Origin of the sequence: Nocardioides campestrisoli (assembly GCF_013624435.2) — a bacterium.
GTDB lineage: Bacteria > Actinomycetota > Actinomycetes > Propionibacteriales > Nocardioidaceae > Nocardioides > Nocardioides campestrisoli.
Genome location: NZ_CP061768.1, coordinates 1,849,651 through 1,875,154, shown reverse-complemented (window position 1 = coordinate 1,875,154; position 25,504 = coordinate 1,849,651). Strand labels below are relative to the sequence as shown.

Genomic DNA, 25,504 nt, shown 5'->3' with positions numbered 1-25,504 from the left:
GCTGGGTCCCGGTCAGGGAGCCTGGTCGGCCTCGACCAGCTCGGAGCCCTCGTCGGCGGCGGTGATCTCCTCCACGATGGAGCGGGCCAGCGACTGGGCGTCGAGCCCGATCCGGGAGAGGATCACGCCGCGCTTGGCGTGGTCCAGGAAGTCCTGCGGGATGCCGTGCAGGCGCACCGGCGTGTCCACGCCCTGCTCGTTCAGCGTCTGGAGCAGCACGGAGCCGCAGCCGCCGACGACCCCGTTGTCCTCCACGCTGACCACCAGGCGGTGCTCGCGGGCCAGGGCGACGATCGCGGGGTCCACCGGCTTGACCCAGCGGGGGTCGACGACGGTGACCCCGATGCCCTGGGCTTCGAGGCGCTCGGCGACGTCCATCGCGACCGCGACCATCGACCCCACGGCCACCACCAGCACGTCCTGGTCGCCCGTGCGGACCATCAGGTCGGCGTCGCCGACCTTGCCGATCGCCTCGAGGTCCTCGGGCGGCGGACCCTTGGGGAAGCGCACCACGGTGGGGGCGTCGTCGACGTCGATCGCCTCGTTGAGCAGCTCACGCAGCCGGGCGGCGTCGCGCGGGGCGGCGAGCCGGAGCCCGGGGACCACCTGGAGGATCGACATGTCCCACATGCCGTTGTGGCTGGCGCCGTCGTCGCCGGTGACCCCGCTGCGGTCGAGGGCGAACGTGACCCCGCACTTGTGCAGCGCGACGTCCATCAGGACCTGGTCGAAGGCGCGGTTGAGGAAGGTGGCGTACACGGCGAAGACCGGGTGCAGCCCGCCCATCGCCAGGCCGGCGGCCGAGGTGACCGCGTGCTGCTCGGCGATCCCCACGTCGAAGGTCCGCTGGGGGAAGCGACGCTGGAAGTGGTCGAGCCCGACGGGGTGCATCATCGCGGCGGTGAGCGCGACCACGTCGTCGCGGCGCTCGCCGATGCGGACCATCTCCTCGCCGAAGTGGTCGGTCCAGATGCGTCCGGTCGGGTGCTCCTCCCCCGTCTCCACGTCGAACGGGCGGGGCGCGTGGAACTGGTCGGCCTCGTGCGCCATCGCGGCCTGGTAGCCGTAGCCCTTCTTGGTCAGGGCGTGCACGATGACGGGGCCGTTGAACCGCTTGGCCTGGGTCAGCGCCTGCTCCACCGCCGCTCGGTCGTGCCCGTCGATCGGGCCGACGTACTTCAGGCCGAGGTCCTCGAAGAGCCCCTGGGGTGCCAGGGCGTCCTTCATCCCCTTCTTCATCGCGTGCAGCGCGTCGTACGCCGCGGGCCCCACGCCCTTGACCGCGGTCAGACGGCGCTTGACCAGGTCGAGGATCTGCTCGTAGCGGGGGTTGGTGCGCAGGCTGGTCAACGCGGTCGCCAGACCGCCGATGGTGGGCGTGTAGGAGCGCTCGTTGTCGTTGACCACGATCACCAGCCGGCTGTCCTGGGCGATCGCGATGTTGTTCAGCGCCTCCCAGGCCATGCCACCGGTCAGGGCGCCGTCGCCGATCACGGCCACCACGTGCCGGTCCTCGCCGCGGATCCGGTACGCCTTGGCCAGGCCGTCGGCGTAGCTCAGGGCGGTCGAGGCGTGCGAGTTCTCCACGATGTCGTGCTCGGACTCCGCCCGGCTCGGGTAGCCGCTGACCCCGCCCTCCTGGCGCAGCCGGTCGAAGCCCGCGGCGCGGCCGGTGAGGAGCTTGTGCACGTAGGTCTGGTGACCGGTGTCGAAGACCACGCGGTCGTGCGGGCTGTCGAAGACCCGGTGGATCGCCAGGGTCAGCTCGACGACGCCGAGGTTGGGTCCCAGGTGCCCGCCGGTGCGGGCGCAGGTCGCGACGAGGAAGTCCCGGATCTCCGTGGCCAGCTCGCCGAGCTGCTCGTCGTCGAGACCACGGAGATCACGCGGTGCGGAGATCGACTCCAGGTGGCCCATGGTCCTTCGCTTCCTGACGGGGGTGCTGCGGTGGTCCGGGTCGGTGTGCGTGGAGACCACCGGTCCGAGGATCGAGTCTAGGGGACGGCCCCAGCGAGGCCGTCAGCCGTCGCGACCCTCCATGGTGCACACGCACACCCGGTTTCCGTCCGGGTCGGCCAGCACCGTGAAGGTCGGAGCCATCTCGTCGTCGACCAGCACGCCCCCCGCCGCCAGGGCGGCCTCGATCCGGGCCCGGGCCTGGTCGGAGGGGACCATCACGTCGAGGTGGAACCGCTGCCGGGGCTCCTCGTCGCCGCTGGCCTGGAACCACAGCCGCGGGAGGTCACCGGAGTCGTCGCGGACCTCGCCCTCGTGCGGCTGCGGCTCCGCCAGGACCGCTCGCCAGAAGGGCTCGACCCGTGTGCGGTCGGGCGTGTCGAGCGCCACCTCGGCCGCGGAGAGCAGCTGCGGGACGGCCACCACGCCGCGGGCGGCGGCCAGCTCGCTGATCCGCTGGGCCAGCCGGAGGTCGCGACGGGTCACGCCCCCCGCGTCGTGGCTGTACAGCCGGACGTTGAGGTGCCCGTAGCGCAGGTCGAGGTCGGGATGGTGGTCGGCCTCCTCCGCGGCCCGGCCGATCTCGGTCAGCAACGCCAGGCCGGTCGCGAAGTCGCCGGTGGCGTACCGGGTCTGCAGCGCGTGGAACAGCTGTCGCCAGTCGGCCAGGCCAGCGGCGCCGACCTGGGCCGGGGTCAGGATCTCGCTCATCTCTCCTCCTGCTGCTTCGAGCGGGCTCGGCTCGCACGCTGGTCCGACGTTAACCAGGAGGGCCGGTTGACGAAACACTCGCGTCACATCGGATTCGTACGTTCGCACCTCCCCCCTCCCCGCTCCCTCCGCCGCTCGGGCCAGGCAGACGGAAGCGATCGATCCACAGGAGTGCACGTGACACGACGAAATCCCCGCGGCGTGGTGACCGGCCTCGCCGCCATGGCCTTGGCGGGCGCCCTGCTCCCCGTCTTCTCAGGGGTGGCCTCGGCCGCCCCTGACCCCGCAGAGGTAGCCAGCGGCGACGGCTGGTCGGTGACCCAGGCCCCTGGCGGCTACCTAGTCAGCGTCGAGCTCGACGAGCCGCTGCCGGTGCGCTCCGACGCCCCCACCGTCGAGGTGGACGGCAGCAGCGTGGGCATCGCCACCGAGTCTGCTGACGGCCTCTCCCTGACGGCGTTCACCACCGACCCCGCGGTGCTCGAGGCCAAGGAGGTCGACGCCGGCTGGACCAGTGAGTCGACCCCGGCCGACGCCCGCGGCGTGCAGACGGTCGAGGTCCCTGCCGCCGCCTCCGCAGCGCCGCCCCTGCCTGCGGACCCGCTGGCCGAGGGCGACTACGAGTGGACCGAGTCCATTTACAAGTTCGGCGACCAGGCCATCGACCTGGCCGCCATCGGGGGGGTGCGCGGAGAGCTCGAGGGCAAGGTCTACCTCCCCAGCACCGGCGGCGAGCGGCCGACGGTGATCCTGCTCCACGGGCGGCACACCTCCTGCTACGGCACCGGGCCCAGCAACCCGGACCGGTGGCCCTGCGCGGTGAGCCCGAGCACGGACCCGACCCAGGAGGCCCGCAAGTCGATCCCCAGCTACGCCGGGTACGACGGGACGGCCCGGATCCTGGCCAGCCACGGCTACTCCGTGGTCTCCATCTCGGCCAACGCGATCAACTCCAACGACAACCAGCTGGCCGCCGACCAGGGCGCCCAGGCCCGTGGCCAGCTCATCCTCGACACGCTCGAGATGCTCGACCGGGCCAACAAGGGCCAGCAGGTCGTCTACCGCGACGCCTGGACCGAGCGCGACGTCGACCTCGCGCAGGCGCTGCGCGACGGGACGGCCTCCTACGCAGTGCGTGCCGAGGGCTTCGTCACCGGCGCTCCGGCGCTGGACCGGGTCACGCCCGCCGACTTCGTCGGTCGCTTCGACCTGGACTCGATCGGCCTGATGGGCCATTCGCGTGGCGGCGAGGGCGTGACCTCCGCGGCTGTCCTCAACCAGGGGCTCGCAGATCCGTGGGCGATCAAGTCGATCCTGCCCCTGGCACCCGTCGACTTCGGGCGGATGACCGTCCCGGACGTGCCGATGCAGGTGATCCTCCCCTACTGCGACGGCGACGTGTCCAACCAGCAGGGCCAGCACATGCTGGACGACAGCCGCTACGCCTTCGACGACGACGTGCTGCGCAGCGGCGTCTGGGTGATGGGTGCCAACCACAACTTCTACAACACCGTGTGGACCCCCGGCCTCTACGCCTACAGCGTCTCCGACGACTGGGGCACCGCGGCCCGCCGCGTAGAGCCGACCTGCGGCACCGACCCGTCGGTGGCCGAGACGTCGCTGCGTCTCTCCCCCGCGGAGCAGTACGAGCAGGGCTCGGCGTACATGTCGGCGTGGTTCCGCCTGACCATGGGCGGGGAGAGGCGCTTCCTGCCGATGTTCGACGGCTCGGGACAGGTGCCGGCCTCCCTGGACGGCGCCGATGTCCGCACCGTGGCCACCGCCCCGGCCAGCGCCCGCTCCACCATCGCCACGTTCGAGTCCGCCTCCCCGCTGGTGCGGCGGTTCGGCTCGGTCTCGCTGACCCCGTGCGCCAGCCTCAGCGGCCGGACCACGGCCCAGGACCTGGCTCCGTGCGCCACCACCCTGGGCAGCGCCCAGGCCCCGCACTGGACCCCCGCGTCCAACGGCGGCAACGTCCCCGCCACCCCGGTCACCCGGATGGAGTGGACCGCGGGCGACGAGGTGCGGGTCTCCGTGCCGCCGGCCCTGCGCGACGCCTCGCGGCACGAGCGCCTCTCGGTCAAGGTGGCTGCGTCGGAGAGCGTCGAGGTCGGCACCGACCTCGTCCTGACCGTCGTGGACGGCACCGGCGCCACCTGGAGCGAGCCCGTCTCCGAGCTCAACCCGTACGCGCTGACCCGGCTGCCCACTTCCACCTCCAGCGCCGCGACGTCGACGCTGAAGAAGGTGGTGCTCCAGCAGGTCAACGTCGACCTCGACACGCTCGCGGACGCGGGCCTGTCCGTCACCGACCTGCGCGAGGTGCGGTTCACCCCGGCCGAGGACGCGCCGGTCGGCGGGGCCTACCTCTCCGACCTCGCGTTCGAGACCTCGAGCGTGGGCACCCCCCGGGTGCGCACCTGGCCCGTGCTCGACCTCTACGCGCCGCACCACATGGAGGGCGACGCCCCCAGCACGGTCGAGTTCGCCGCGCACCTGAGCTCCCCGGCCAAGACGTCGGTCACGGGCTACGTCTCCCTGCTCGGCAGCACCACCAGCCGCGCCGGGATCGCGATGGAGAAGGTCACCTTCGCCCCCGGGGAGACCTGCAAGCCGGTCACCGTGCCGCTGCAGGGCGACACCGCCCCCAGCTCCTCGGTGAGCACCTCGGTCAAGGCGAGCGTGATCAACACCTCCGGGGCAGTGATGGGCAAGCAGGCCATCGCCTTCACCCAGGTCGCCGAGGACGACGGCATCCTTGCGCCAGCAGCGGACCAGGTCGCGCCGGCACCCTCCGCGTCGTTCGGCACGCCCGGCGCAGCCTGCGCCGAGCTGGCCACGGTCCTGGCCGGTGGAGAGGTGGAGGCACCCGGCGTGGTGGCGCCGGGCAGCGAGTCGGTGATGGCAGCCGCCGGTTTCCGCCGCGGCGAGACGGTGACCTTCACCGCTCCCGGCACCGACGCGGTGACCGCCGAGGCCGACGCCTCGGGTCGTGCCGTGGCGCTGCTCGCCGTGCCCCAGACGGCGTCGCGCGGTGAGCTCGCCCTCACCGCCACCGGTGCCGCGACCGGCCGGGTGGCCACCGGTGCCACCCAGGTGCTGGACGCCAGCACCACCGCCCTCTCGCTCTCCCCGGCGGCGCCGGGCCTGCGGGAGCCGGTGACGCTCGAGGCGAAGGTCGACGGCGGCGACGCCGCGGGCCCCGTGGAGTTCCTCGACGGTGACACGGTGCTGGGCACGGCGACGACCACGGACGGCGTGGCTCGCCTGGCTCTGCCGGGCTTCGGCGCCGGGGAGCACCGCCTCTCGGCGCGGTTCCTGCCCTCGGCCACCACCCAGGGCTCGCAGTCGGCTGCCGTCGTGCTCACGCTGGCGCGCAACACTCCGACGCTCGCCGTGGCCCTGAGCGCCCCGGCCACCGAGTACGGCGCTCCCGCGACCGTCTCGGTCACCGTCGGCGGGGCGGCCGGTGGCGAGGTCGAGCTGGGCGTCGGGACCGACGTGGTCACGCTGCCCGTCGGGCAGGGCGGCGTCGCCTCGCACACCCTGCCGGCCACGCTCGGGGTCGGGACCTACACCCTCACCGCGCAGTACCTCGGCAGCGCCGACACCGCCGGCTCGACGGTCGCTCGGGTCTCCTACCGGGTCAGCCCGCGGGCGACCTCGACCGAGGTCTCGGCTCCCGGCAAGGTGCGGAAGGGCAAGAAGCTCACCGTGAAGGTCCGGGTCGCCGGCACCGTCCCGGGCGAGGCCTCCACGGGCACCGCCGAGGTGCGGGTCCGTGGCGGTGGCCGCACCCTGACCAAGACGGTCCCGGTCTCCGCGACCGGCGAGGCCAAGGTCGTGGTCCGCGCTCCGGCGAAGGGCAAGAAGGTGCGCATCCGCGCGTCGTACTCCCCGACCGCGAACTACGCGCCCAGCAAGGCGAAGGTCAAGGTGGTGACGCTGCGCTGAGCCGATGGCCGTGAGGCCGTGAGGAGGGGCGGAGACCGAGGTCTCCGCCCCTCGTCACGTCCCGGACCAGGAGGAGAGGTCGAGGACGGCCACGGCCGGCTCGTGCAGGCTCCCCATCCACACCTGCCCACCGTGCTCGCGGACCCCGGTCACCATGTGGTAGCCGGGGTGGTCCACGTCGAGGTCGTGCACCAGCCGCCCGTCGTCGTCGTAGGCCCGCACCCGGATCGTGCGCTGCGGCATGGGCTGGAGCCGCTCGGGAATCCGGGTGACCGCCTTGCGCAGCGCCATCGGCGCCCGCTTCAGCGACTCGACCATGGGGTCGCGCGGGCTGGCCAGGGTGACCCAGATGAGGCCGTCGCTGCCGCGGGAGATGTTGTCCGGGTAGCCCGGCAGGTCGTCGCAGAGCAGGTCCCGCCGACCCGCCCGGTCGCCGGTGAGCCAGAGCCGTACCACCGTGCGTCCCCCGGTCTCGGCCACCGCGACGAACTCCTCGCCCCGCGAGAGCGCCACCCCGTTGGCGAAGGCCAGCCCGTCGAGGGCGACCGTGACCGTGCCGTCCACGTCGCGGCGCAGCAGCCGTCCGGTGCGGGTGTCCTGGACGAAGTCGTCCTTCCACCGGTCGACCCCGTAGAGCCGGGAGGAGTCGCTGAACCAGACGGTGCCGTCGGCCGCGATCGCGGCGTTGTTGCAGAACCGCATGGGCTGACCGTCCACCTCGGTGACCAGCTCCTCGATCCCACCGCCCGGACCCACCAGCAGGAGGCCCCGCCGGGCGTCGCAGACCAGCAGGTCGCCGTCGTCGAAGAGCTCCAGGCCCAGCGGCCGGCCGCCTGTCCGGGCGACCAGGTCGATCCGGGACCCGTCGGGACGCAGCCGCCAGATGGACCCGTCCGCGGTCCCGGTCAGCACGGTTCCGTCCCGGGCGACGACGACGTCCTCGGCGCCCTCGCCGGGGACGGGATGGACGGTGAGGGAGCGGGAGGCGTCGGTCATGGGGTCATCGTGGCGTAGAGCGGCGAGTCGAGGAAGAGCGGCAGCACCTGGGCCGCCCCGACCGTGAGGGGCAGCGCCAGCGCCTCGGACGGCGGGACGAAGACGATGCGCCGACCCTCCCGGCAGACGACGTCCGCGTCGGTGATGCTCATCGGCACCGCGAACACGTCCATCCGGTCCAGGCCGTCGTTGACCTGGTGGAAGACCTCGAACGTCCCCACGTGCCGGACCAGGCCCGGGTCGGGCACCAGCCCGGCCTCCTCCTCCAGCTCGCGCAGCGCGCCCGGCAGCGGCTCCTCCCCCGGCTCCAGGTGTCCGCCGCAGAGCCCCCACCGCTCCGGGTCGATCCGGGCGTGCTCGTCGCGCTCCTGGAGCAGGAGCCGACCCACCCGGTCGACCACGATCACGGAGCCGAACCGGGTCGGCGGGTTCCTCGGCAGTCCGGAGTCGCTCATGGGCCGGGAGGCTACAGCCGGGCCACGAAGCGACGGCCGCGCAGCGCCTCCTCCACCAGCCCCACCGCCCGGCGCAGCGCCAGGAGCCGCGCCTCCTCGGCCTGCCAGGTCTGCACCGCCGCCTCGACCGTGTCCAGGTCCGCCACGTCCCGCAGCTCTGCCCGGGCCTCGCTGAGCCCACGCCGGCAGGCCGCTTGCTGGGCCTCCACCTGGAGCACGGCGAACCGCGCCAGCACCACCACGTGCCGTCGCAGCACCATGTGCGCGCGGTACTCCGGCGGGCTGATGTCGAAGAGCCAGTTGATCGCGGTCCGCTCCCAGTCCGGCGCGTCCGGCGGACGGACCTCGCGGGGCCAGCCGGGCGGGGCGACGTAGGTAGGCACCCTCCGATGCTACGTCGAACAGGTGTTCGATGCGAACGGCCGTCGGGTCTCTGGCATCACCCCGGCAGGAAGTCCATCCGGACGAACCGCTCGTGGTTGTCCACGTTGAGGTCGACCAGGCAGATGCTCTGCCAGGTACCCAGCCCGAGGACACCGTCGTCGACCGGCACGCTCGCGTACGGCGGGACGAAGGCGGGCATCACGTGCGAGCGGCCGTGGCCCGGCGAGCCGTGCCGGTGCCGCCAGCGGTCGTCGGCGGGCAGCAGGTCGCCCAGGGCCGCGAGCAGGTCGTCGTCCGAGCCGCTGCCGGTCTCCAGGATCGCGAGCCCGGCCGTGGCGTGCGGGACGAAGACGTGCAGCAGCCCGTCACCCAGCGGACGGACGAAGTCGGCGCAGTCGGCGGTCAGGTCGAGCACGGTGTCCGCACCCCCGGTGCGGTAGGCCTTGGTGATCGTCTCCATGCGACCCAGCCTGACAGCCGCGCCCACCGGAGCACCCCACGCACGGCCGCACGGCGGGGCGGACGGACGGGCAGGTCGTCAGTCCGGCGCGCCCTCGGCTCGCCGCAGGCCGGCCTCGACCCGCTCCACCTTCCCGTCGAGCTCACCCTCGTAGCCCGGCCGGATGTCGGCCTTGAGCACGAGGGAGACCCGGGACCCGAAGGGGGCGACGGCCTCGGTGGCCCGCTTCACCACGTCCATCACGGTGTCCCAGTCCGGACCCTCGATCGTGGTGAACATCGCGTCGGTCCGGTTCGGCAGGCCGGACTCCCGGACGACTCGGACCGCCGCGGCGACCGCCTCGGAGACCGACCCGTCGTCACGTCCGGTGCCGCTCGGCGCGACGGAGAACGCCACCAGCATCAGCGACCACCCGCGATCTCGGACAGGACTCGGGTGAGGGCGCGGTGCGTGGGAAGAGACATGGACGCCACGGTAGCGATGAGCCGATCGACCGATCCAGCGAGGCGGCAGTCGCACAGCAGCGCGCTCGCGGCGATGACTCCCGAGCAGGTCGAGGAGATGACCTCAGACACCTTCCGTGTCGGCCTGCCCCGACGAGCGGTCGTCGACCGACCCGCCCAGCCTGTGACAGCGGATCGTCTCGCGCCGCAGTGACGGATAGACGACCTCGCGGACGGTCCGGAGGCGTGCGACCCGGATGGCCACCCTGAGGCGCTCCTGCTCCGCGAACGCGTGCACGTCTCGCTGTGACGGGAGATCGGTCCCGTACCGCACGACGGTCACGTGGCACAGCTCCGGCAGTGGTCGCACCTCCAGGCCGAGGGCCACCGCCAGTCGGCGGCGCAGGTCCACGAGCTCGGCACTGTCGACGGCAGCGACCAGGAGCCCGGACGGAGAAGGCACGATCCGTTCCAGGACAAGCTCGAAGGGAGGCGTGACTGCCGCCTCCGCGTCGATGGCCGGGAGCCACGTCGACTCCTTCTCCGCCCAGAGCGCCGCCTTCCTCCGGGGAGGATGGGGGCCGCGCACGTGGACCAGGTTCAACACCGAGAGGTGGAGCGCATGCTCCGGGATGACGTGCTGGTGCGGCATCCGCGCGTCGAAGGCCCGCTGGATCCGACCGATCGCCGCGACCGCCTGGTCGCAGAGATCGGCCTGGATGTTGAAGGCCAAGCAGTCCCTGCCCCAGAGGATGTCAGGGGTCAGGTTGCCGTCGACGAGCGCCGAGGGGTCGAACTGCAGACCACGCACGTTGGTCCTCGCTCCCCCGTCGCGCGACATGGACGCCACGGTAGCGATGACCCCGACCTCCCTCAATGTATAGTAACTTGATTGGCTAACATCACTGATCTGTCTGGGAGCGCCGCATGACCCTCGTACGCACAGCAACCCGACCGCAGCCGCTCCAGGTGGTGGTCGTCGGCGGAGGGGCCGCCGCCGTGATCGCCGTGCTCCACCTGCTCCGCGCGACCACCGCGCAGGCTCCGGTCGACGTGCACCTCGTCGAGCGCGACCAGCAGGTCGGACCGGGGCTCGCCTACCGCAGCGCGTACCCGCGGCACACGGTGAACAACTTCGCTGAGCGGCTCAGTGCAGTCGACGGCGACCCGGGACACCTGATCCGCTGGTGCGCCGCGCGAGGCCTCGACCTGGGCGCCCGGTCCTTCCCGGCCCGCAAGGTCTACGGCGACTACCTCGCCGCCCTGCTCGACGAGGTCGAGGTTCCTGCCGGGTCTTCCCTGCGCCGGTTGCGCGACGAGGCCGTCGACCTGCGACAGGACGGGCGCAGATGGGCGCTCGACCTCGGCTCCGGTCACTCCCTGGCCGCCGACCGGGTGGTGCTGGCGCTGGGCAACCCGCCTCCACACGCACACCCGCGCCTGGCGCAGGGGCCCCGGTTCGTGGCCGACCCCTGGGCCCAGGAGTGGCGCCAGGACCTGGCGGGCGTACGTCGGGTGCTGCTGCTGGGCACCGGGCTGACGATGGTCGACCTCGCGATCGAGCTCGAGCACCTGCTCCCCCGGGCCGAGATCGTCGCCGCCTCCCGACGCGGGGCCCTGCCCAGCGCCCACGTGGTCGAGCCGACCGACGGCTCCGACTGGCGGGACGCCGTGGACGCGGTGCGGGGGTTCGCGAACCAGCTGTGGACCGGTCTCGCGCCGGGCGACCAGGCTCGGTTCGCCACCACCTACGCCCACGCCTGGGACCGGCGCCGGCACCGGATGTCGCCCGCGGCGGCCCACCACGTCGAGCGGCTCCAGGCAGCCGGGATCCTGGTGGTGCGCACCCTCGACCAGGTCGATCCCGCCGAGTTCGACCTGGTGGTCAGCTGCACCGGACCGCGTCCGGTCCCGACGTCCGGGTGGAACCCCCTGGTCGACGCGATGCTGGAACGCGGGCTGCTCCGGCCGCACCGGCTCGGACTGGGTGCCGACCTCGTCGCTCCCGGCCATCCGGTCGACCAGCACGGCCACGTGCTGGACGAGCTGTTCTGGCTCGGTGCCGCCCGCAAGGGACTGGAGTGGGAGGTCGGCGCCATCCCCGACCTGCGCGCCCAGGCGGTGCTGCTGGCCCGGGCACTCGCCCCAGCCGCGGAGGAGGCGGCCGACGAGCGGGCTCCCCTGCTGCGCTGAGCGTACGGCGAGCACTCCCTCCCAGCATGCGACGAGGCCGGTCCGGGAGCTCCCGGACCGGCCTCGTCGGCGTCTGTGCGTCGGCTGGTCAGCCGCGCAGCAGGTTGCGCAGCACGTACTGCATGATGCCGCCGTTGCGGTAGTAGTTCGCCTCACCGGGGGTGTCGATGCGGACGACCGCCTCGAACTCCTTGTCGTCGGCCTTGACCGTGACCGTGCGCGGCGTGGTGCCGTCGTTGAGCGCGGTGATGCCGGTGATGGAGAAGGTCTCCTCGCCGGTCAGGCCCAGCGACTCAGCGGTCTCGCCCTCGGGGAACTGGAGCGGGATGACGCCCATGCCGATCAGGTTCGACCGGTGGATCCGCTCGTAGGACTCCGCGATGACGGCCTTGACGCCGAGCAGCGAGGTGCCCTTCGCAGCCCAGTCGCGCGACGAGCCGGAGCCGTACTCCTTGCCGGCCAGGACGACCAGCGGGGTGCCCGCGGCGATGTAGTTCTCCGAGGCCTCGTAGACCGAGGTCACCTCACCGTCGCGGGTGAAGTCACGCGTCACGCCGCCCTCGGTGCCGGGAGCCAGCTGGTTGCGCAGCCGGATGTTGGCGAAGGTGCCGCGGATCATCACCTCGTGGTTGCCGCGGCGCGAGCCGTAGGAGTTGAAGTCCCGCTGCTCCACGCCGTGCTCGGCCAGGTACCGGCCGGCCGGGGAGTCCTTCTTGATCGCACCGGCAGGGCTGATGTGGTCGGTGGTGACGGAGTCGCCGAGCTTGAGCAGCACCCGGGCACCCTCGATGTCGGTGACCTGCTCCGGCTCGGCGGGCATCCCGTCGAAGTACGGAGGACGGCGCACGTAGGTGGACTCGGGGTCCCACGCGAAGGTGTCGCCCTCCGGGGTGGGCAGCGAGCGCCACTGCTCGTCGCCGGCGAAGACGTCGGCGTAGGAGTCACCGAACATCTCGGAGGTCACCGCCTGGGCGATCGTCTCCTCGACCTCGGACGGCGAGGGCCAGATGTCCTTGAGGAAGACGTCGTTGCCCTCGGTGTCCTGGCCCAGCGGGTCGTTGAACAGGTCCACGTCCATCGAGCCGGCCAGCGCGTAGGCGACGACCAGCGGCGGGGAGGCGAGGTAGTTCATCTTCACGTCCGGGTTGATCCGGCCCTCGAAGTTCCGGTTGCCCGAGAGCACCGAGACGACCGAGAGGTCCTTCTCGTTGACCGCGGCGGAGACCTCGGGGATCAGCGGGCCCGAGTTGCCGATGCAGGTGGTGCAGCCGTAGCCGACCAGGTTGAAGCCGAGCTTGTCGAGGTACGGCGTGAGGCCGGACTTCTCGTAGTAGTCCGAGACCACCTTGGAGCCGGGCGCGAGCGTGGTCTTGACCCACGGCTTGCGCTGCAGGCCCTTCTCGACCGCCTTCTTCGCCAGCAGCGCCGCCCCGATCATCACCGACGGGTTGGAGGTGTTGGTGCACGAGGTGATGGCCGCGATGGCCACGGCACCGTGGTCGAGCGTGAACTTCGTGCCGTCCTCGAGGGTGACCTCGACCGGGCTGCTGGGCCGTCCGCCGTCCTTCGGGGCTGCCGAGAGGTGGTCGGTCGGCGCCGGCGAGCCGTTCCCGTTGTGGGTGGGCGGGTCGGAGGCCGGGAAGGACTCCTCGACCTCCTCGTCGTACCCGTCGGTCTTCTGTGCGCCCTCGTCGACGTAGTCGGCCAGGGCGCCGCGGAAGGACTCCTTGGCGTCGGTGACCTGGATCCGGTCCTGCGGGCGCTTGGGGCCGGCGATCGACGGGACGACCGTGGCCAGGTCCAGCTCGAGCCGCTCGGAGTAGCGCGGCTCGGCCGACGGGTCGTGCCAGAGGCCCTGCTCCTTGGCGTAGGCCTCGACCAGCGCGAGCTGCTCGTCGGAACGGCCGGTCAGCTTGAGGTACTTGACCGTCTCCTCGTCGATCGGGAAGACCGCGATGGTCGAGCCGAACTCGGGGCTCATGTTGCCGATCGTGGCGCGGTTGGCCAGCGGCAGCGCGGAGACGCCGGGGCCGTAGAACTCGACGAACTTGCCGACCACGCCGTGCTTGCGCAGCATCTCGGTGATGGTCAGCACCAGGTCGGTGGCCGTCGAGCCCTCCGGCAGGTCGCCGGAGAGCTTGAAGCCGACCACGCGCGGGATGAGCATGGAGACCGGCTGGCCCAGCATCGCCGCCTCGGCCTCGATGCCGCCGACGCCCCAGCCGACCACGCCGATGCCGTTGACCATCGTGGTGTGGGAGTCGGTGCCGACGCAGGTGTCGGGGTAGGCCTGGAGCACGCCGTCGACCTCACGGGTGAAGACGGTGCGCGCGAGGTGCTCGATGTTGACCTGGTGCACGATGCCGGTGCCCGGCGGGACGACCTTGAAGTCGTCGAAGGCGCCCTGGCCCCACCGCAGGAACTGGTAGCGCTCGCGGTTGCGCTCGTACTCGATCTCGACGTTCCGCTCGAACGCCTCGGGGGTGCCGAAGACGTCGGCGATCACCGAGTGGTCGATGACCATCTCGGCGGGCGCGAGCGGGTTGATCTTGGAGGCGTCGCCGCCCAGCTCAGCCATCGCCTCGCGCATCGTCGCCAGGTCGACCACGCACGGCACGCCGGTGAAGTCCTGCATGATCACGCGGGCGGGCGTGAACTGGATCTCCTTGTCCGGGTGGGCGTCGGCGTCCCAGCCCGCGAGGGCCTTGATGTCGTCGGCGGTGATGTCGGCACCGTCCTCGGTGCGCAGGAGGTTCTCCAGCAGCACCTTGAGGCTGAACGGAAGCGAGTCGACGTCGAGCCCCTCGCCCTCGACCGCGCCGAGTCGGAAGATCTCGTAGGACTTGCCGTCCACGTCCAGGGTGCCCTTGGCACCGAAGCTGTCCTGACTGACCATCAGTCGCATCTCCTACCGGGAATTGAGGTTGTCACAGCGTCCCATCTTGCCGCCGCTCTCCCGATGAGGGGAAGCAAGGCTGACCTAACCAGACGCGGTGGAAGCAGTTCGAATATGTCTCGACATCAAGATACACGACATCCAGTGACTTTTCGAGCGAGAAGGGGCCCCCGCCACGAGCGGGGGCCCCTTCCTGCACTCAGCCGGGCTGACGCAGCCCTGCCGTCACCTGATCCGGAACGACAGCCGCGCCTTCAGACCACCCGTCCCGGTCACCAGGACCTTCGTGGTGTTCCGCTTCGCCGCCTGGGCCTTCGCCTTCTTCCGGGCCTTCGCGGTCCGTCCGCCGGCCTTGACCTTGACCACGGTCCCGACCTTGAAGGTCACCGTGACCTCGCCTGACCTGGCCCGCTTGACCACGACCTTGGCACCGTTGACCTTGGCACGCTTGGTGACCCGCAGCTTCTTGGCCGTGAGCGTGAAGGCGGCGATCTTCTTGCCGCCAGCCTTCACCGTCACCCGCTGGCCGGACACCAGGTCGCGGACCCGGACGGTCTGCTTCTTCCTCGACTTCACCGACTTCTTCGCCAGCACCGCCGTCGCCCGGACCCCGGAGCTCGCGCCGGGGCCGCCGACCTGGGCGCTGTCCCCGGTCTCACCGCTCCCGGGGGCTTCACCCTGCACGGCACCCTCTTCCGGGCCCTCGCTCGCCGGTGCGGCCACGGTGGCGCTGGTGACCATCAAGGTGACCGGGGCATAGCCCCGACCGGAGACGGTGGCCTCGACCGTGAGGGCGAAGCCGATGTCGCTGGACGTCACGGCGTACGTCGGCCCCGAGCCGACCACGCTCGCGTTCCGCTTCCAGGTGTAGCTCACCGAGGTGTCGGCGGGAGTCCCGGCGACGTCGGCACGCAGCTCCTGCCCGACCACGGCCTTCCCGACCAGAGCGACGGAGGCTCCCGTGATCTCGACCAGCGGCACGGCCACCTCGAAGTCCAGGGTGACCGGCTCGTGGCGGGGCGCCGAGAGCGTCGCGACCACGGTGAGCCGCTGACCGGCGTCGGCGATCTCCGGGGTGTAGGTCGCCGAGGTGGAGACCACCTCCGAGTCGCGACGCCACTCCCAGGTGACGGTGGTGCCGGCGGTCTCCGAGCCCGCCTCGGCCGTCAGCTCACGCCCGACCTCCGGGTCCGGTGACGAGGCGGCCAGCCGGGCGAACGGCGCGACCAGGCCGGCGAACGGCACCCGACCGACTATGTGGGTCCCGGTCGACGACTGGTAGCCCGTCGCCGACACGACGTACCGCACGCTGAGCACCGCGTCGCGCATCGCCTCGGTGACCGGCAGGTCGGCACCGGAAGCACCGCTGATCGGATCCCCGTCGGCGTACCAGGTGTAGGCGACCGAGAAGTCCGGCTCGAGACCGTCGAGGCTGACACCGACCGTTCCGCCCACCACCGGCTCGCCGGTCGTGGAGGGAGTGATCGCCGGGAGGTCGAGGAGCGGCAGGTCCCAGGCGAAGGTGTCCACCCGGGTCCGGGCATCCGGGGCGCTGATCGTCACCGTGGCGTGCAGCCGGGTCCCGCCAAGGCGGGCCGGAGGAGTGAAGCGCGGGCTGGTCCCGGAGGCCAGGACGTCCCCGGTGGCCGAGCCGGCGCGCCAGGTCACGTCGACCGACGCCGTCTGACCTACGCCGCTGATCGTGATCTCGACCGGCTCGCCCGCCCGCGCGTTCCCGGGGGCGCTGACGTTCCAGGAGGTGGCGACGGGCAGCAGGACCGGCTCGATCGTGGTCCACGGCGAGGTCGTCGTCCGCGAGTCCGTCATGTTGCTGTAGTGCGCACGGACGCGGACGGTGCGACCGACCATGTCGGAGGTCAGCCGGAACGTACGCTGCTCGGCGCCCGGAACGGTGACTCCGTCGACCTGCCACTCGAAGGACGGGGGGTTCAGGTTGCTGTAGGCCCAGAACGACGTGTCCGCCGTGCTCGTGACCGTGCGGCCTGCGATCCACTCGCCGTCGACCTGTCCCGTGACCGTCGGTGCCGCCGGCCCGGCGACGGTGAAGACCTTCCGGTACGTGAAGGTCCGGTAGCCCGGCTGTGAGACGACCACGTCGTGGACCAGCTGCTTGCCGGCGTCCGCCAGGGTGGACGTGTAGGTGGGCCCCGTGGAGACCACCGTGCCGTCGATGGTCCACCGCTGTACGACGTCCCAGCCGGTCAGCGGGCCGAGCACGGCGATCGTGAACACCCGGCCGGCCAGGTCACGGTCGGCGCCGTCGTGCGGGAGCACCTGCTCGACGCGCAGGGACTCCGGCACGGGGTAGAGGTCGAGGAACGGCTGGGTCAGCGTCCGGGTCACCGTCTGGTAGCCGGGGGCGGTGACGGTGTAGGTCGCCTTGACCTCCTTGCCACGCAACGAGACGGAGTAGTCCAGGGTCGAGCTGGTCTGCGACGTGGCTCGGGCGGGGACAACCTGACCGTCGGCGGTCCACTCGATCTGGACGTTGGCGTCCGGGTAGGCGTCGGCCCCGGTCACGGTCAGCGTCCGGCTGCCGCCGTCGAGGTTGCCCGTGACGTTGTGGGTGATCGTCATGTCGCCCGGCGCGACCGTCTGGGTGGGCTGCCAGCACCGGTCGTAGTCCTCGTGGCCGCTGAGGGTGGCCACCACGCAGGCGCGCAGGATCTGTCCCGCGGCGCTCGGAGGAATCGTCAACGACGTGCTCCGGCCGTACGGGACCGTCTGGTTGGCGAGGAGCGTCACGCGGGGCGTGTACCCCGGGACGTTGTAGTCGAGCGCATCCCACCTCACCGAGAAGGTCGTCGGCGTCGGCGCGATGTGCAGGGCCGGGTAGGTGACGGTCCGGCCGACCTTCGTCTCACCGGTGAAGGAGATGCGCTGGCCCGTCCTTCCCCGCAGCGGTGGGTTCCGCACCGTCCACGGGCCGGGGCGCCACCAGAAGTCGTCGTGGCCGGCGTAGGCGTAGCGCACCTCCAACGAGAGGGCCTTGCCCCGGTCGGCCGCGGAGGGCGTGTACGACGCCGCGGTCGAGACCTGGGTGCCGTCGACCTTCCAGATCCGCTGCACGACGGTGGCCGGGACGCGCAGCCTCTGCTGGTTGCTGTAGGGCAGGCCGGTGAAGGTGGTCGCCTGTCCTACCGTCGGCGCCTCCCAGCCCGCCGACGTGCCCAGGCTGGAGTCGCCGGGGTAGGCGTACCCCCACTGCAGGGAGGAGCCGGTGGCGGTCATCGTGCCTGCGGCGTGCGCCGGCGAGACGGACAGCATGGAGAGGACGAGCGCCACGACCGGCGCCACGACCGCCAGGCGGAGCAGCCGAAGCCGTTCGCCGCCGGTCGTCGAGGGGGGATGTGCAGGTGGTGCGGAGGGGGGATTGATGGGTCTCATGGGTCCTGATCTGCTCGAAGCGACGAACCGCCCCGAGAATCAGAGACCGGGGAAGCCTCCTGCGGTTGCGATTGACGGGGTGATCGTAAATCGTGCCCTGCGTCACGACGTCCGTGAGGTCGAGCACAACCGCATAGCCCTCCAGGACGTCCCCGCCGACTGGGTCGCCATGGACAACCGCGACCCGTCGAGGTCATGGTGACTGAGTGACCTCGTCCACATTCCCGGCTCCGGAGGACTGACATGCACACGCGAACACTCGGCCGGGGCCTGGAGGTCTCGGCGATCGGTCTCGGCTGCATGGGGATGTCGCAGAGCTACGGCCCCAACCCCGGCTCGCGCGAGGACATGATCGGGGTGCTGCGCTCGGCCGTCGAGACGGGCGTGACCTTCTTCGACACCGCCGAGGTCTACGGCGCCGGCCACAACGAGGAGCTCGTGGGTGAGGCGCTGGCGCCACTGCGTGATCAGGTGGTGATCGCCACCAAGTTCGGCTGGGACGTCCGCGACGGACAGATCGTCGGGCTGGACAGCCGCCCCGAGCGCATCCGCCGGGTGGCGGAGGAGTCGCTCACGCGGCTGCGGTCCGAGGTGATCGACCTCTTCTACCAGCACCGGGTCGACCCCGCCGTCCCGATCGAGGAGGTCGCCGGCACAGTCGGCGACCTCGTCGCCGAGGGCAAGGTACGCCACTTCGGGATGTCGGAGGCCGCGGCCGGCACGATCCGCCGCGCCCACGAGGCGTTCCCCGTCACCGCCCTCCAGAGCGAGTACTCCCTGTGGACCCGCGACCCCGAGGGCGAGGTGATGCGAACCCTCGACGAGCTCGGGATCGGGCTTGTCCCGTTCAGCCCCCTGGGGAAGGGATTCCTCACCGGGACCGTCCGCTCCTCGAGCGGCTTCAGCGACGGCGACATCCGCACGACCATTCCCAGGTTCGCCGAGGAGAACCTCGCCGCCAACCAGGCCCTCGTCGACCAGGTCCAGGCACTCGCAGCGACGAAGGACGTCACGCCCGGGCAGATCGCCCTCGCCTGGCTGCTCGCGCAACGCCCCTCGGTCGTGCCGATCCCCGGGACTCGTCGCACCGAGCGGATCGCGGAGAACTCCGGAGCGACCGCCGTCGCTCTCTCTGCCGACGAACGCGCCGACCTGGACGCGCTCGCTGCCCGGACAGGCGTGCGGGGTGACCGCTACAACGAGTTCCACATGGGTTACGTCGGACGCTGACCGAGCGCCACGGTCAGCCCGTCTTCTCCAGGAGCGCGACGCACTCGACGTGGTGCGTCATCGGGAAGAGGTCGAAGGCCCGGATCGACGTGGTGCGGTAGCCGGCCTCGGCGAAGAACGCCAGGTCGCGCGCCAGTGCGGCCGGGTCGCAGGCCACGTACGCGACCGCCCGGGGAGCCCGGTCGACGACCTGATCGACGACCGCCTTGCGGGCGCCCTCGCGGGGCGGGTCGAGGACGACGAGGTCGAACGGCTCGTCGTACTCCTCGCGCAGCACCGAGGCCACGTCGCCGGCGCTCACCCGCACCTTCGCGGTGCCGTGCAGGTTGCCGCGCGCCCGCCGGGCGGCCTCGCGGTCACCCTCCACGGCGACCACGCGCGCCTCGAGGCCCACACGCTCGGCCAGGAACCGGGCGAACAGCCCGACACCGGCATACAGGTCCAGCACCGACTCCCCCGGCTGCGGGTCCAGCAGGTCCAGCACCGCCGAGACGAGCGCCTCGGGGGCCCCGGGGTGCACCTGCCAGAAGCCGCCCGGTGCCACGTCGAACTCGTGACCGCGCACGACGTGCGCGGGCGCCTCTCCCAGCGCCTCGATCCGGCAGTCGTCGACCTCGACCACCTCGTGCGAGCGGTGCTTGCGCATCCCCCGCCCGCCGCCGGGCAGCGGGACGAAGCGGGTCCGGGTACGCCAGCGCAGCCCGTCGACGTCACCGGGCACCTGCTCGACCACGAGCCCGGTCACCAGGGGATCCTCCGGGGACATCCGGGCCAGCCGCACCAGCTGCTCGCGGACCACCTCCGCCTTGAGCTCGCGCTGGTGCGGCAGCGCGACGTGCTGGAAGTCGCAGCCTCCGCACAGGTCGGGTCCGGCGAACGGGCACGGCGGCTGCACCCGCTCGGGCGAGGCCCGGAGCACCTGCACCGCGTCCCCGCGCCAGAACCGGTCGCCGTCGCTGCCCTCGGTGATCTGCACGACCACCCGCTCCCCCGGGATCGTGTGCCGGGTGAAGACCACGCGGGTCGCCTCGGGGTCGGCCTGATCGGCAGCGACCCGGACGATGCAGTGACCGCCGTGGGCCACCGGCCCCACCTCGGCCTCGAACCGCTCCCCCACGCGCGACCTACCGCGCGGCCGTCGTGTCCGTACCTGCCGGCTCACCAGTGCATCCCTCCGACCTGTCCGTCCGTCTGTTCCTGCTCCTCGACCCGCCCACGCCGCAGGTCGCCGGCCTTGACCCGGCTCTCGGTGGCCCGCGCACGCCGGCTCTGCGAGGACGGCAGCTGGAACGGTACCGAGGTGACCATGATCCCCGGCGAGAAGAGCAGCCGGCCCTTGAGCCTCAGCGCGCTCTGGTTGTGCAGCAGCTGCTCCCACCACCGGCCCACCACGTACTCCGGGATGTAGACCGCGACCACGCCGCGCGGGTTGGCGCGGCGGATCTCCTGGGCGTACTCCACGATCGGGCGGGCAACCTCCCGGTACGGCGAGTGCAACACCTTCAGCGGCACGTCCAGCCGGCGCTCGTCCCAGTCTTTCAGCAGCTGCTCGGTGGCCGCGGCGTCGACGTCGACGTAGACCGCCTCCAGCACGTTGGGCCGGGTCGCCTTGGCATAGGCCAGGGCCCGCAGGGTGGGCTTGTGCAGCCGGGAGACCAGGACGATCGCGTGCACCCGGGTGGGCAGCACCCGGTCCTGCTCGTCCGCGGCCAGCTCGGACTCGACCCGGTCGTAGTGGCGCCGGATGCCCCGCATCAGCACGAAGAAGCAGGCCATGGCCAGCACCGCGATCCAGGCGCCCGGCAGGAACTTGGTCACCAGCACCACCACCAGCACCGCACCGGTGAGCACCAGTCCGACGGCGGCGATCACCCGGGACCGGTGCATCCGCACCCGGTCCGCGGCGACCCGGGTGACCGACAGCTCCCGGGTCCAGTGCCGGACCATGCCGAGCTGCCCCAGGGTGAAGGAGACGAAGACGCCGACGATGTAGAGCTGGATGAGCTGGGTGGTCCGGGCGTCGAAGGCGACCACGAGGGCGATCGAGACCGCGGCCAGGAAGACGATGCCGTTGCTGTAGGCGAGCCGGTCGCCCCGGGCGCCCAGCGCCTTGGGCATGTAGCCGTCCTCGGCCAGGATCGAGCCCAGCACCGGGAAGCCGTTGAAGGCGGTGTTGGCGGCGAAGACCAGGATCAGGGCGGTCACCGTGACCACGAAGTAGAAGCCCGGCGGAAAGTCGCTGAAGACCCCCTGCGCGAGCTGGGCGATCACCGAGTGCTGGTCGTAGCCCGTGACGGGAGTGCCGTCGGGCATCGTGAGTCGCTGAAGCTCGAGCGGGTCGACGTACTTCAGGCCCATCTGCCGGGCCAGCACGATGACCGACATCATCATGCTGACCGAGATCAGCCCGAGCAGGAGCAGGGTGCTCGCGGCGTTGCGGCTCTTGGGCCGACGGAACGCCGGGACCCCGTTGGAGACCGCCTCCACCCCGGTGAGCGCCGCGCACCCGGAGGAGAACGCGCGCGCCAGCAGGAGCAGCAGCGCCACCGTGGTGAGCGGGCCCTCGAAGCCGGGCGCAGCGGTGATCTCGAAGGAGGCGCTCTCCACCTGCGGCAGGTCCCCGCGCGACCAGCGCAGCAGCCCGTAGCCGCACATGCCGAGGACGGCGACGATGAACAGGTACGTCGGCAGCGCGAACCAGGCGGCCGACTCCCGGACACCACGGAGGTTGAGCGCCGCCAGCAGCACCACCATCAGGCTGGCGAAGAGCACCTCGTGCCCGTCCAGGAACGCCAGCGCCGAGGACGCGTAGTGCGCGCCCGCGCTGATCGAGACGGCCACGGTCAGGACGTAGTCGACGAGCAGGGCGCTCGCCACGGTGACGCCCGCGTTGCGCCCCAGGTTCGCCGAGGCGACCTCGTAGTCGCCCCCGCCGCCCGGGTAGGCGTACACGGTCTGCCGGTACGAGGTGACCACCACCAGCATCACCACCGCGACCGCGAGCCCCACCTTCCACGACCAGGCGTACGCCGAGGCCCCGGCCAGGGAGAGCATGATGAAGATCTCGTCGGGGGCATAGGCGACGGAGGAGAGCGCGTCGCCGGCGAAGATCGGCAGCGCCACCCGCTTGCGCAACAGGGACTCTCCGAGCTGGGAGCTGCGCAGCTTGCGTCCCAGCAGGATCCGCTTCGAGACATCGCCGACACCCACGTCCCGAAGGCTAGTCCCCTCCACCGACGGACGCCGACCCGCGGCGTCCCGACTGGGATACGGTTTCCCCGTGCATGTCGTCATCATGGGTTGCGGCCGGGTCGGCTCGACCCTCGCCCGCAGCCTCGAGGACCGTAACCACACGGTCTCGGTCATCGACAGCGAGCCCGACTCGTTCCGTCGTCTCGGCCCGTCGTTCAACGGCGACAAGGTCACCGGCTACGGCTTCGACCAGGCCGTCCTGGAGAAGGCGGGCATCCGCCGGGCGGACGCGTTCGCGGCCGTCTCCAGCGGTGACAACTCCAACATCATCGCCGCCCGCGTCGCGCGCGAGACCTTCGGCATCCAGCAGGTGGTCGCCCGGATCTACGACCCCGGCCGCGCCGAGGTCTACCAGCGCCTGGGCATCACCACGGTCGCCACCGTCAAGTGGACCTCGGACCAGGTCCTGCGCCGGATCCTGCCGGCCGGCGCCGAGCCGACCTTCCGCGACCCCTCGGGCACCATCCGGCTGGACCAGGTGCCGGTGCCCCCCGCCTGGATCGGGCACCGGACCGTGCACTTCCAGGAGCAGACACAGAGCCGGATCGCCTGGATCGACCGCCTGGGCGAGGGCACGCTGCCCAAGCGCGAGAGCGTCATCCAGGAGGGCGACGTGCTGCACCTGGTCATCCGCGAGGAGAACGCCGCGGAGGCCTACCGCGTCCTCAACCGTGGGCCCGAGGAGGACTGACCGATGCGCGTGGCCATTGCCGGGGCCGGAGCGGTCGGCCGCTCGATCGCCCGCGAGCTGATCGAGAACGGGCACCAGGTCCTGCTCATCGACCGCAACCCCGACGCCGTCCGGCAGGAGCGGGTGCCGCACGCGGAGTGGCTGCTCGCCGACTCGTGCGAGCTCTCCTCGTTGGAGGAGGCACGCCTGGACCGCTGCGACGTGGTGATCGCGGCCACCGGGGACGACAAGGCCAACCTGGTCACCTCGCTGCTGGCCAAGACCGAGTTCGGGGTCCCCCGGACCGTGGGCCGGGTCAACCACCCCGACAACGAGTGGCTCTTCACCGAGGCCTGGGGCGTCGACGTCAACGTCTCCACCCCGCGGATCATGTCCGCGCTGGTCGAGGAGGCGGTCTCGGTCGGAGACCTGGTGCGCCTGTTCACCTTCCGGCAGAGCAACGCCAACCTGGTGGAGATGACGCTGCCCGACGACTCCCCCTACGTGGGCAAGCCGGCCGGCCTGGTGCCGTTCCCGGAGAACTGCGTGCTGGTCACGATCCTGCGCGACGGCCAGGTCTACCCGCCCAGCGACGAGCAGCCGCTGGAGTCCGGCGACGAACTGCTGTTCGTGGTGAGCGCCGACGCCGAGGTCGAGCTCGAGCGCACCCTGGCCCCGCACCAGCACTGAAGACTCACCACCAGTCGCTGAGCCACCGGACCCAGGCGGGTCAGGTCAGGACTGGGGAGGTGAGGGCAGGTCAGGACTGGTCGGTCGGGCCATCAGCGGCCGGGGTGACCGGCGTGTGGTCGCGCGCCAGCAGCCAGACCATGGTGCCCAGGGCCGCGAGCTGAAGCGGCCAGCCCAGGCCGATCTTGAGCAGGCCCAGGGCCGCGATCGCGGTGTCGGGGTCCCAGGCCCCGGAGTTGCCGGCCAGCCAGATGGGCGCCTGCACGGCCACCCGCAGGATGCACGGGACGGCGAGCACCCAGGTCAGCAACGAGCTCAGCCGCACCACCTGGCGGTCGGCGTGCCAGGCGGTGGGATCGCCGGTGACGCTGCCGACCATGAAGCCCACCAGCGGCCACCCGACCAGGCAGGTGAGGGCGAGCACGATCGCGTAGCCGCCGTTGTAGAGGATCCCGGGCAGGAAGTAGGCCAGCGCCTGGTCCTGCTCCGAGCCGCCCGCCGCGGCCGCCCGGTTGACGAAGAACCAGCCGATGCCGATGCCGAAGAGCGCGTTCACGCAGAACTGCACGGTCGAGCGCTGGACCACGCGCACGAGCAGCAGCAGCACCGCCGCGGAGATGCTCACCACGAGCGCGGTACGCAGGTCCTTGGCCAGCAGCCAGGTCGCGGTGAACAGGATCGTCGGGACGGCGGCCTCGACCATGCCTCGACGCCCGCCGAGCGCCTGGGCCAGCTGACGCCGGACCACCGCCTCGACCGTCTCGGTCCCGGGCGTGGAGCCCGGGTGCTCCGCCGCCGTCACGGCATCAGCTCGTAGCGCGGGTTGTACATGATCCGGCGCCCCTCGTGCACGCCGATGCGGCCCGTGACGGTGAGCGAACGGCCCGGCTCGATGCCGATGATGCGTCGCCGGCCGAGCCAGACCAGGGTGAGCACGTCGGTGCCGTCGCCCAGATCGGCCTCGAGTGCCGGTACGCCACCGCGCGGTCGCAGGGTGACGGTGCGCAGGCTGCCGCGCAGCACCACCGGCACCCGCTCCGGGGCGTCCAGGATCGTCTGGGCCCCCTGGCCGCCGTGGGCCGCACGCAGGTCCCGGGCCTGCTGGTCACCGCTGTCGGCCCATCGGGAGAGTCCTCGGCGCAGCCGGTCCCGGACGTCCATGTCAGGTGGCCCGTCGCGCGTCCGGAGGAAGCGTGAACCCGATCGGGCGGCCGACCGGCATGGCCTGGTCGCCGCGACGCACCGCCACCGAGGCCAGGGCGTCCTCCCAGACCTGCGCCGCCTCGTCCTCGAACGCCGGACGGCCCAGCAGCGAGGCGCGGAGCAGCCAGCGCGAGCCGTTGATCCCGATCACCCGGGACGGCTGGACCGCCTGGGTGCCGTCAGGGCGCTGGACCGGCATCCGGCACTCCAGCTCGGTGCCCCAGCGGCCCTCCCGCTCGGTCGCCGTGCCACCGCGGCGGACGACGTCCGCGGCGATCTGCGGCCGGACCTCGCCCCACAGGTCGCCGTTGCGGGGGGCGGAGAAGACCTGGAGCTCCATGGCGCCCTCCGGGCCGGCCAGCAGGGCGCTGGCGACCTCGCCGCTCTCCTCGTTGACCTGGAGCCTGAGCTCGAGGCCGGGCGCGGGGGCGACGAGCAGGGCGCCGATGTCGATCCGCTCCACCCCGTCGTCGAGGCCCTCGGCGTCGTACGGACCCGTGGGCCCTGCCTCGGACTGCTCCTGGGGAGCCGTCGTCTCTGCCGGCACCTCGTCCGCGGGACTCGGGGTCTGCTCGGACTTGCGGCGGAACTTCATCGGGG

The 25,504-nt window shown here is 71.9% G+C and carries 20 protein-coding genes; 5 read left to right on the top strand and 15 right to left on the bottom strand.

Annotated elements, in window-relative coordinates:
* Positions 1-12 precede the first annotated feature (12 nt).
* Together dxs and H8838_RS08915 are read right to left on the bottom strand one after the other, a co-directional pair.
* The gene (gene dxs / locus H8838_RS08920) at positions 13-1,917 is read right to left on the bottom strand and encodes a 1-deoxy-D-xylulose-5-phosphate synthase (RefSeq protein ID WP_185995147.1); all 1,905 of its coding nucleotides are present in this window, start codon (positions 1,915-1,917) and stop codon (positions 13-15) included.
* Between the two features lie 102 nt (positions 1,918-2,019).
* A complete protein-coding gene (locus tag H8838_RS08915) occupies positions 2,020-2,667 on the bottom strand; it encodes a 4a-hydroxytetrahydrobiopterin dehydratase (RefSeq protein WP_185994828.1) in 648 nt (215 codons plus the stop codon).
* 177 nt (positions 2,668-2,844) lie between these two features.
* Between H8838_RS08915 and H8838_RS08910 the strand changes: the two genes are divergently transcribed.
* Complete coding sequence (locus tag H8838_RS08910) at positions 2,845-6,624, top strand: Ig-like domain-containing protein (RefSeq protein ID WP_185994829.1); 3,780 nt, start codon at positions 2,845-2,847, stop codon at positions 6,622-6,624.
* 54 nt (positions 6,625-6,678) lie between these two features.
* Here the strand turns inward: H8838_RS08910 and H8838_RS08905 are convergent, their stop codons facing one another.
* The 6 genes from H8838_RS08905 to H8838_RS08880 form a co-directional block, all read right to left on the bottom strand.
* Entirely contained in the window at positions 6,679-7,620 is a 942-nt protein-coding gene (locus H8838_RS08905) for an SMP-30/gluconolactonase/LRE family protein (RefSeq protein ID WP_185994830.1), read from the bottom strand.
* Positions 7,617-8,075: an NUDIX domain-containing protein gene (locus tag H8838_RS08900; protein WP_185994831.1), complete on the bottom strand. Its 459-nt coding sequence runs from the start codon at positions 8,073-8,075 to the stop codon at positions 7,617-7,619. The genes H8838_RS08905 and H8838_RS08900 overlap by 4 nt, the downstream gene beginning before the upstream one ends.
* Positions 8,076-8,086: 11 nt before the next feature.
* On the bottom strand, positions 8,087-8,458 hold the full coding sequence (locus H8838_RS08895) for a hypothetical protein (RefSeq protein ID WP_185994832.1): 372 nt from the start codon (positions 8,456-8,458) through the stop codon (positions 8,087-8,089).
* 56 nt (positions 8,459-8,514) lie between these two features.
* Positions 8,515-8,919, bottom strand: coding sequence for a YjbQ family protein (locus H8838_RS08890; protein WP_185994833.1), 405 nt, complete (start codon positions 8,917-8,919; stop codon positions 8,515-8,517).
* A 78-nt stretch (positions 8,920-8,997) separates the two neighbouring features.
* Positions 8,998-9,321, bottom strand: coding sequence for a thiamine-binding protein (locus H8838_RS08885; protein WP_181310744.1), 324 nt, complete (start codon positions 9,319-9,321; stop codon positions 8,998-9,000).
* 165 nt (positions 9,322-9,486) lie between these two features.
* Positions 9,487-10,203, bottom strand: coding sequence for a hypothetical protein (locus tag H8838_RS08880; RefSeq protein ID WP_185994834.1), 717 nt, complete (start codon positions 10,201-10,203; stop codon positions 9,487-9,489).
* Between the two features lie 86 nt (positions 10,204-10,289).
* Here H8838_RS08880 and H8838_RS08875 point away from each other — a divergent pair, with 86 nt between their 5' ends.
* Positions 10,290-11,555, top strand: a complete 1,266-nt coding sequence (locus H8838_RS08875) for an FAD/NAD(P)-binding protein (RefSeq protein ID WP_185994835.1) — start codon at positions 10,290-10,292, stop codon at positions 11,553-11,555.
* Positions 11,556-11,643: 88 nt separating this feature from the next.
* Here H8838_RS08875 and H8838_RS08870 read toward each other — a convergent pair whose 3' ends face one another.
* Positions 11,644-14,451 carry an aconitate hydratase gene (locus H8838_RS08870; RefSeq protein ID WP_181310742.1) on the bottom strand — a complete coding sequence of 936 codons (2,808 nt, stop codon included), beginning with the start codon at positions 14,449-14,451 and terminating at the stop codon, positions 11,644-11,646.
* A 225-nt stretch (positions 14,452-14,676) separates the two neighbouring features.
* Entirely contained in the window at positions 14,677-17,769 is a 3,093-nt protein-coding gene (locus H8838_RS08865; RefSeq protein WP_185994836.1) for a hypothetical protein, read from the bottom strand.
* A 333-nt stretch (positions 17,770-18,102) separates the two neighbouring features.
* On the opposite strand from H8838_RS08865, the gene H8838_RS08860 reads away from it, so the two are divergent.
* Positions 18,103-19,089 (top strand): aldo/keto reductase, encoded by a 987-nt coding sequence (locus H8838_RS08860; protein ID WP_181310740.1) that lies wholly within the window; start codon positions 18,103-18,105, stop codon positions 19,087-19,089.
* Positions 19,090-19,102: 13 nt separating this feature from the next.
* Here H8838_RS08860 and H8838_RS08855 read toward each other — a convergent pair whose 3' ends face one another.
* Both H8838_RS08855 and H8838_RS08850 read right to left on the bottom strand, forming a co-directional pair.
* Positions 19,103-20,206: a class I SAM-dependent RNA methyltransferase gene (locus H8838_RS08855; protein WP_317983802.1), complete on the bottom strand. Its 1,104-nt coding sequence runs from the start codon at positions 20,204-20,206 to the stop codon at positions 19,103-19,105.
* A gap of 41 nt (positions 20,207-20,247) precedes the next feature.
* Positions 20,248-22,299 carry an APC family permease gene (locus H8838_RS08850; protein ID WP_224766487.1) on the bottom strand — a complete coding sequence of 684 codons (2,052 nt, stop codon included), beginning with the start codon at positions 22,297-22,299 and terminating at the stop codon, positions 20,248-20,250.
* An 85-nt stretch (positions 22,300-22,384) separates the two neighbouring features.
* Here H8838_RS08850 and H8838_RS08845 point away from each other — a divergent pair, with 85 nt between their 5' ends.
* The gene (locus H8838_RS08845) at positions 22,385-23,032 is read left to right on the top strand and encodes a potassium channel family protein (RefSeq protein WP_219924101.1); all 648 of its coding nucleotides are present in this window, start codon (positions 22,385-22,387) and stop codon (positions 23,030-23,032) included.
* Between the two features lie 3 nt (positions 23,033-23,035).
* On the top strand, positions 23,036-23,701 hold the full coding sequence (locus tag H8838_RS08840; RefSeq protein WP_181310736.1) for a potassium channel family protein: 666 nt from the start codon (positions 23,036-23,038) through the stop codon (positions 23,699-23,701).
* A gap of 70 nt (positions 23,702-23,771) precedes the next feature.
* Here the strand turns inward: H8838_RS08840 and H8838_RS08835 are convergent, their stop codons facing one another.
* The 3 genes from H8838_RS08835 to H8838_RS08825 are packed head-to-tail and all read right to left on the bottom strand — an operon-like array spanning position 23,772 to position 25,499.
* Positions 23,772-24,503, bottom strand: coding sequence for a DUF3159 domain-containing protein (locus tag H8838_RS08835; protein ID WP_224766486.1), 732 nt, complete (start codon positions 24,501-24,503; stop codon positions 23,772-23,774).
* Positions 24,500-24,862, bottom strand: a complete 363-nt coding sequence (locus tag H8838_RS08830; RefSeq protein WP_181310735.1) for an OB-fold nucleic acid binding domain-containing protein — start codon at positions 24,860-24,862, stop codon at positions 24,500-24,502. Before H8838_RS08830 ends, H8838_RS08835 begins: the two co-directional genes overlap by 4 nt.
* A gap of 1 nt (position 24,863) precedes the next feature.
* On the bottom strand, positions 24,864-25,499 hold the full coding sequence (locus H8838_RS08825) for a DUF3710 domain-containing protein (RefSeq protein WP_181310734.1): 636 nt from the start codon (positions 25,497-25,499) through the stop codon (positions 24,864-24,866).
* Positions 25,500-25,504 lie beyond the last annotated feature (5 nt).

Bases quoted from the DNA above. Each gene is read 5' to 3' on its own strand.
- H8838_RS08915 (WP_185994828.1), bottom strand. From the start codon at position 2,667: ATGAGCGAGATCCTGACCCCGGCCCAGGTCGGCGCCGCTGGCCTGGCC.
- H8838_RS08860 (WP_181310740.1), top strand. From the start codon at position 18,103: ATGCACACGCGAACACTCGGCCGGGGCCTGGAGGTCTCGGCGATCGGT.
- H8838_RS08845 (WP_219924101.1), top strand. From the start codon at position 22,385: ATGGGTTGCGGCCGGGTCGGCTCGACCCTCGCCCGCAGCCTCGAGGAC.
- H8838_RS08890 (WP_185994833.1), bottom strand. From the start codon at position 8,919: ATGGAGACGATCACCAAGGCCTACCGCACCGGGGGTGCGGACACCGTG.
- H8838_RS08880 (WP_185994834.1), bottom strand. From the start codon at position 10,203: ATGTCGCGCGACGGGGGAGCGAGGACCAACGTGCGTGGTCTGCAGTTC.
- H8838_RS08825 (WP_181310734.1), bottom strand. From the start codon at position 25,499: ATGAAGTTCCGCCGCAAGTCCGAGCAGACCCCGAGTCCCGCGGACGAG.
- H8838_RS08905 (WP_185994830.1), bottom strand. From the start codon at position 7,620: ATGACCGACGCCTCCCGCTCCCTCACCGTCCATCCCGTCCCCGGCGAG.
- dxs (WP_185995147.1), bottom strand. From the start codon at position 1,917: ATGGGCCACCTGGAGTCGATCTCCGCACCGCGTGATCTCCGTGGTCTC.
- H8838_RS08875 (WP_185994835.1), top strand. From the start codon at position 10,290: ATGACCCTCGTACGCACAGCAACCCGACCGCAGCCGCTCCAGGTGGTG.
- H8838_RS08885 (WP_181310744.1), bottom strand. From the start codon at position 9,321: ATGCTGGTGGCGTTCTCCGTCGCGCCGAGCGGCACCGGACGTGACGAC.
- H8838_RS08830 (WP_181310735.1), bottom strand. From the start codon at position 24,862: ATGGACGTCCGGGACCGGCTGCGCCGAGGACTCTCCCGATGGGCCGAC.
- H8838_RS08900 (WP_185994831.1), bottom strand. From the start codon at position 8,075: ATGAGCGACTCCGGACTGCCGAGGAACCCGCCGACCCGGTTCGGCTCC.
- H8838_RS08840 (WP_181310736.1), top strand. From the start codon at position 23,036: ATGCGCGTGGCCATTGCCGGGGCCGGAGCGGTCGGCCGCTCGATCGCC.
- H8838_RS08870 (WP_181310742.1), bottom strand. From the start codon at position 14,451: ATGGTCAGTCAGGACAGCTTCGGTGCCAAGGGCACCCTGGACGTGGAC.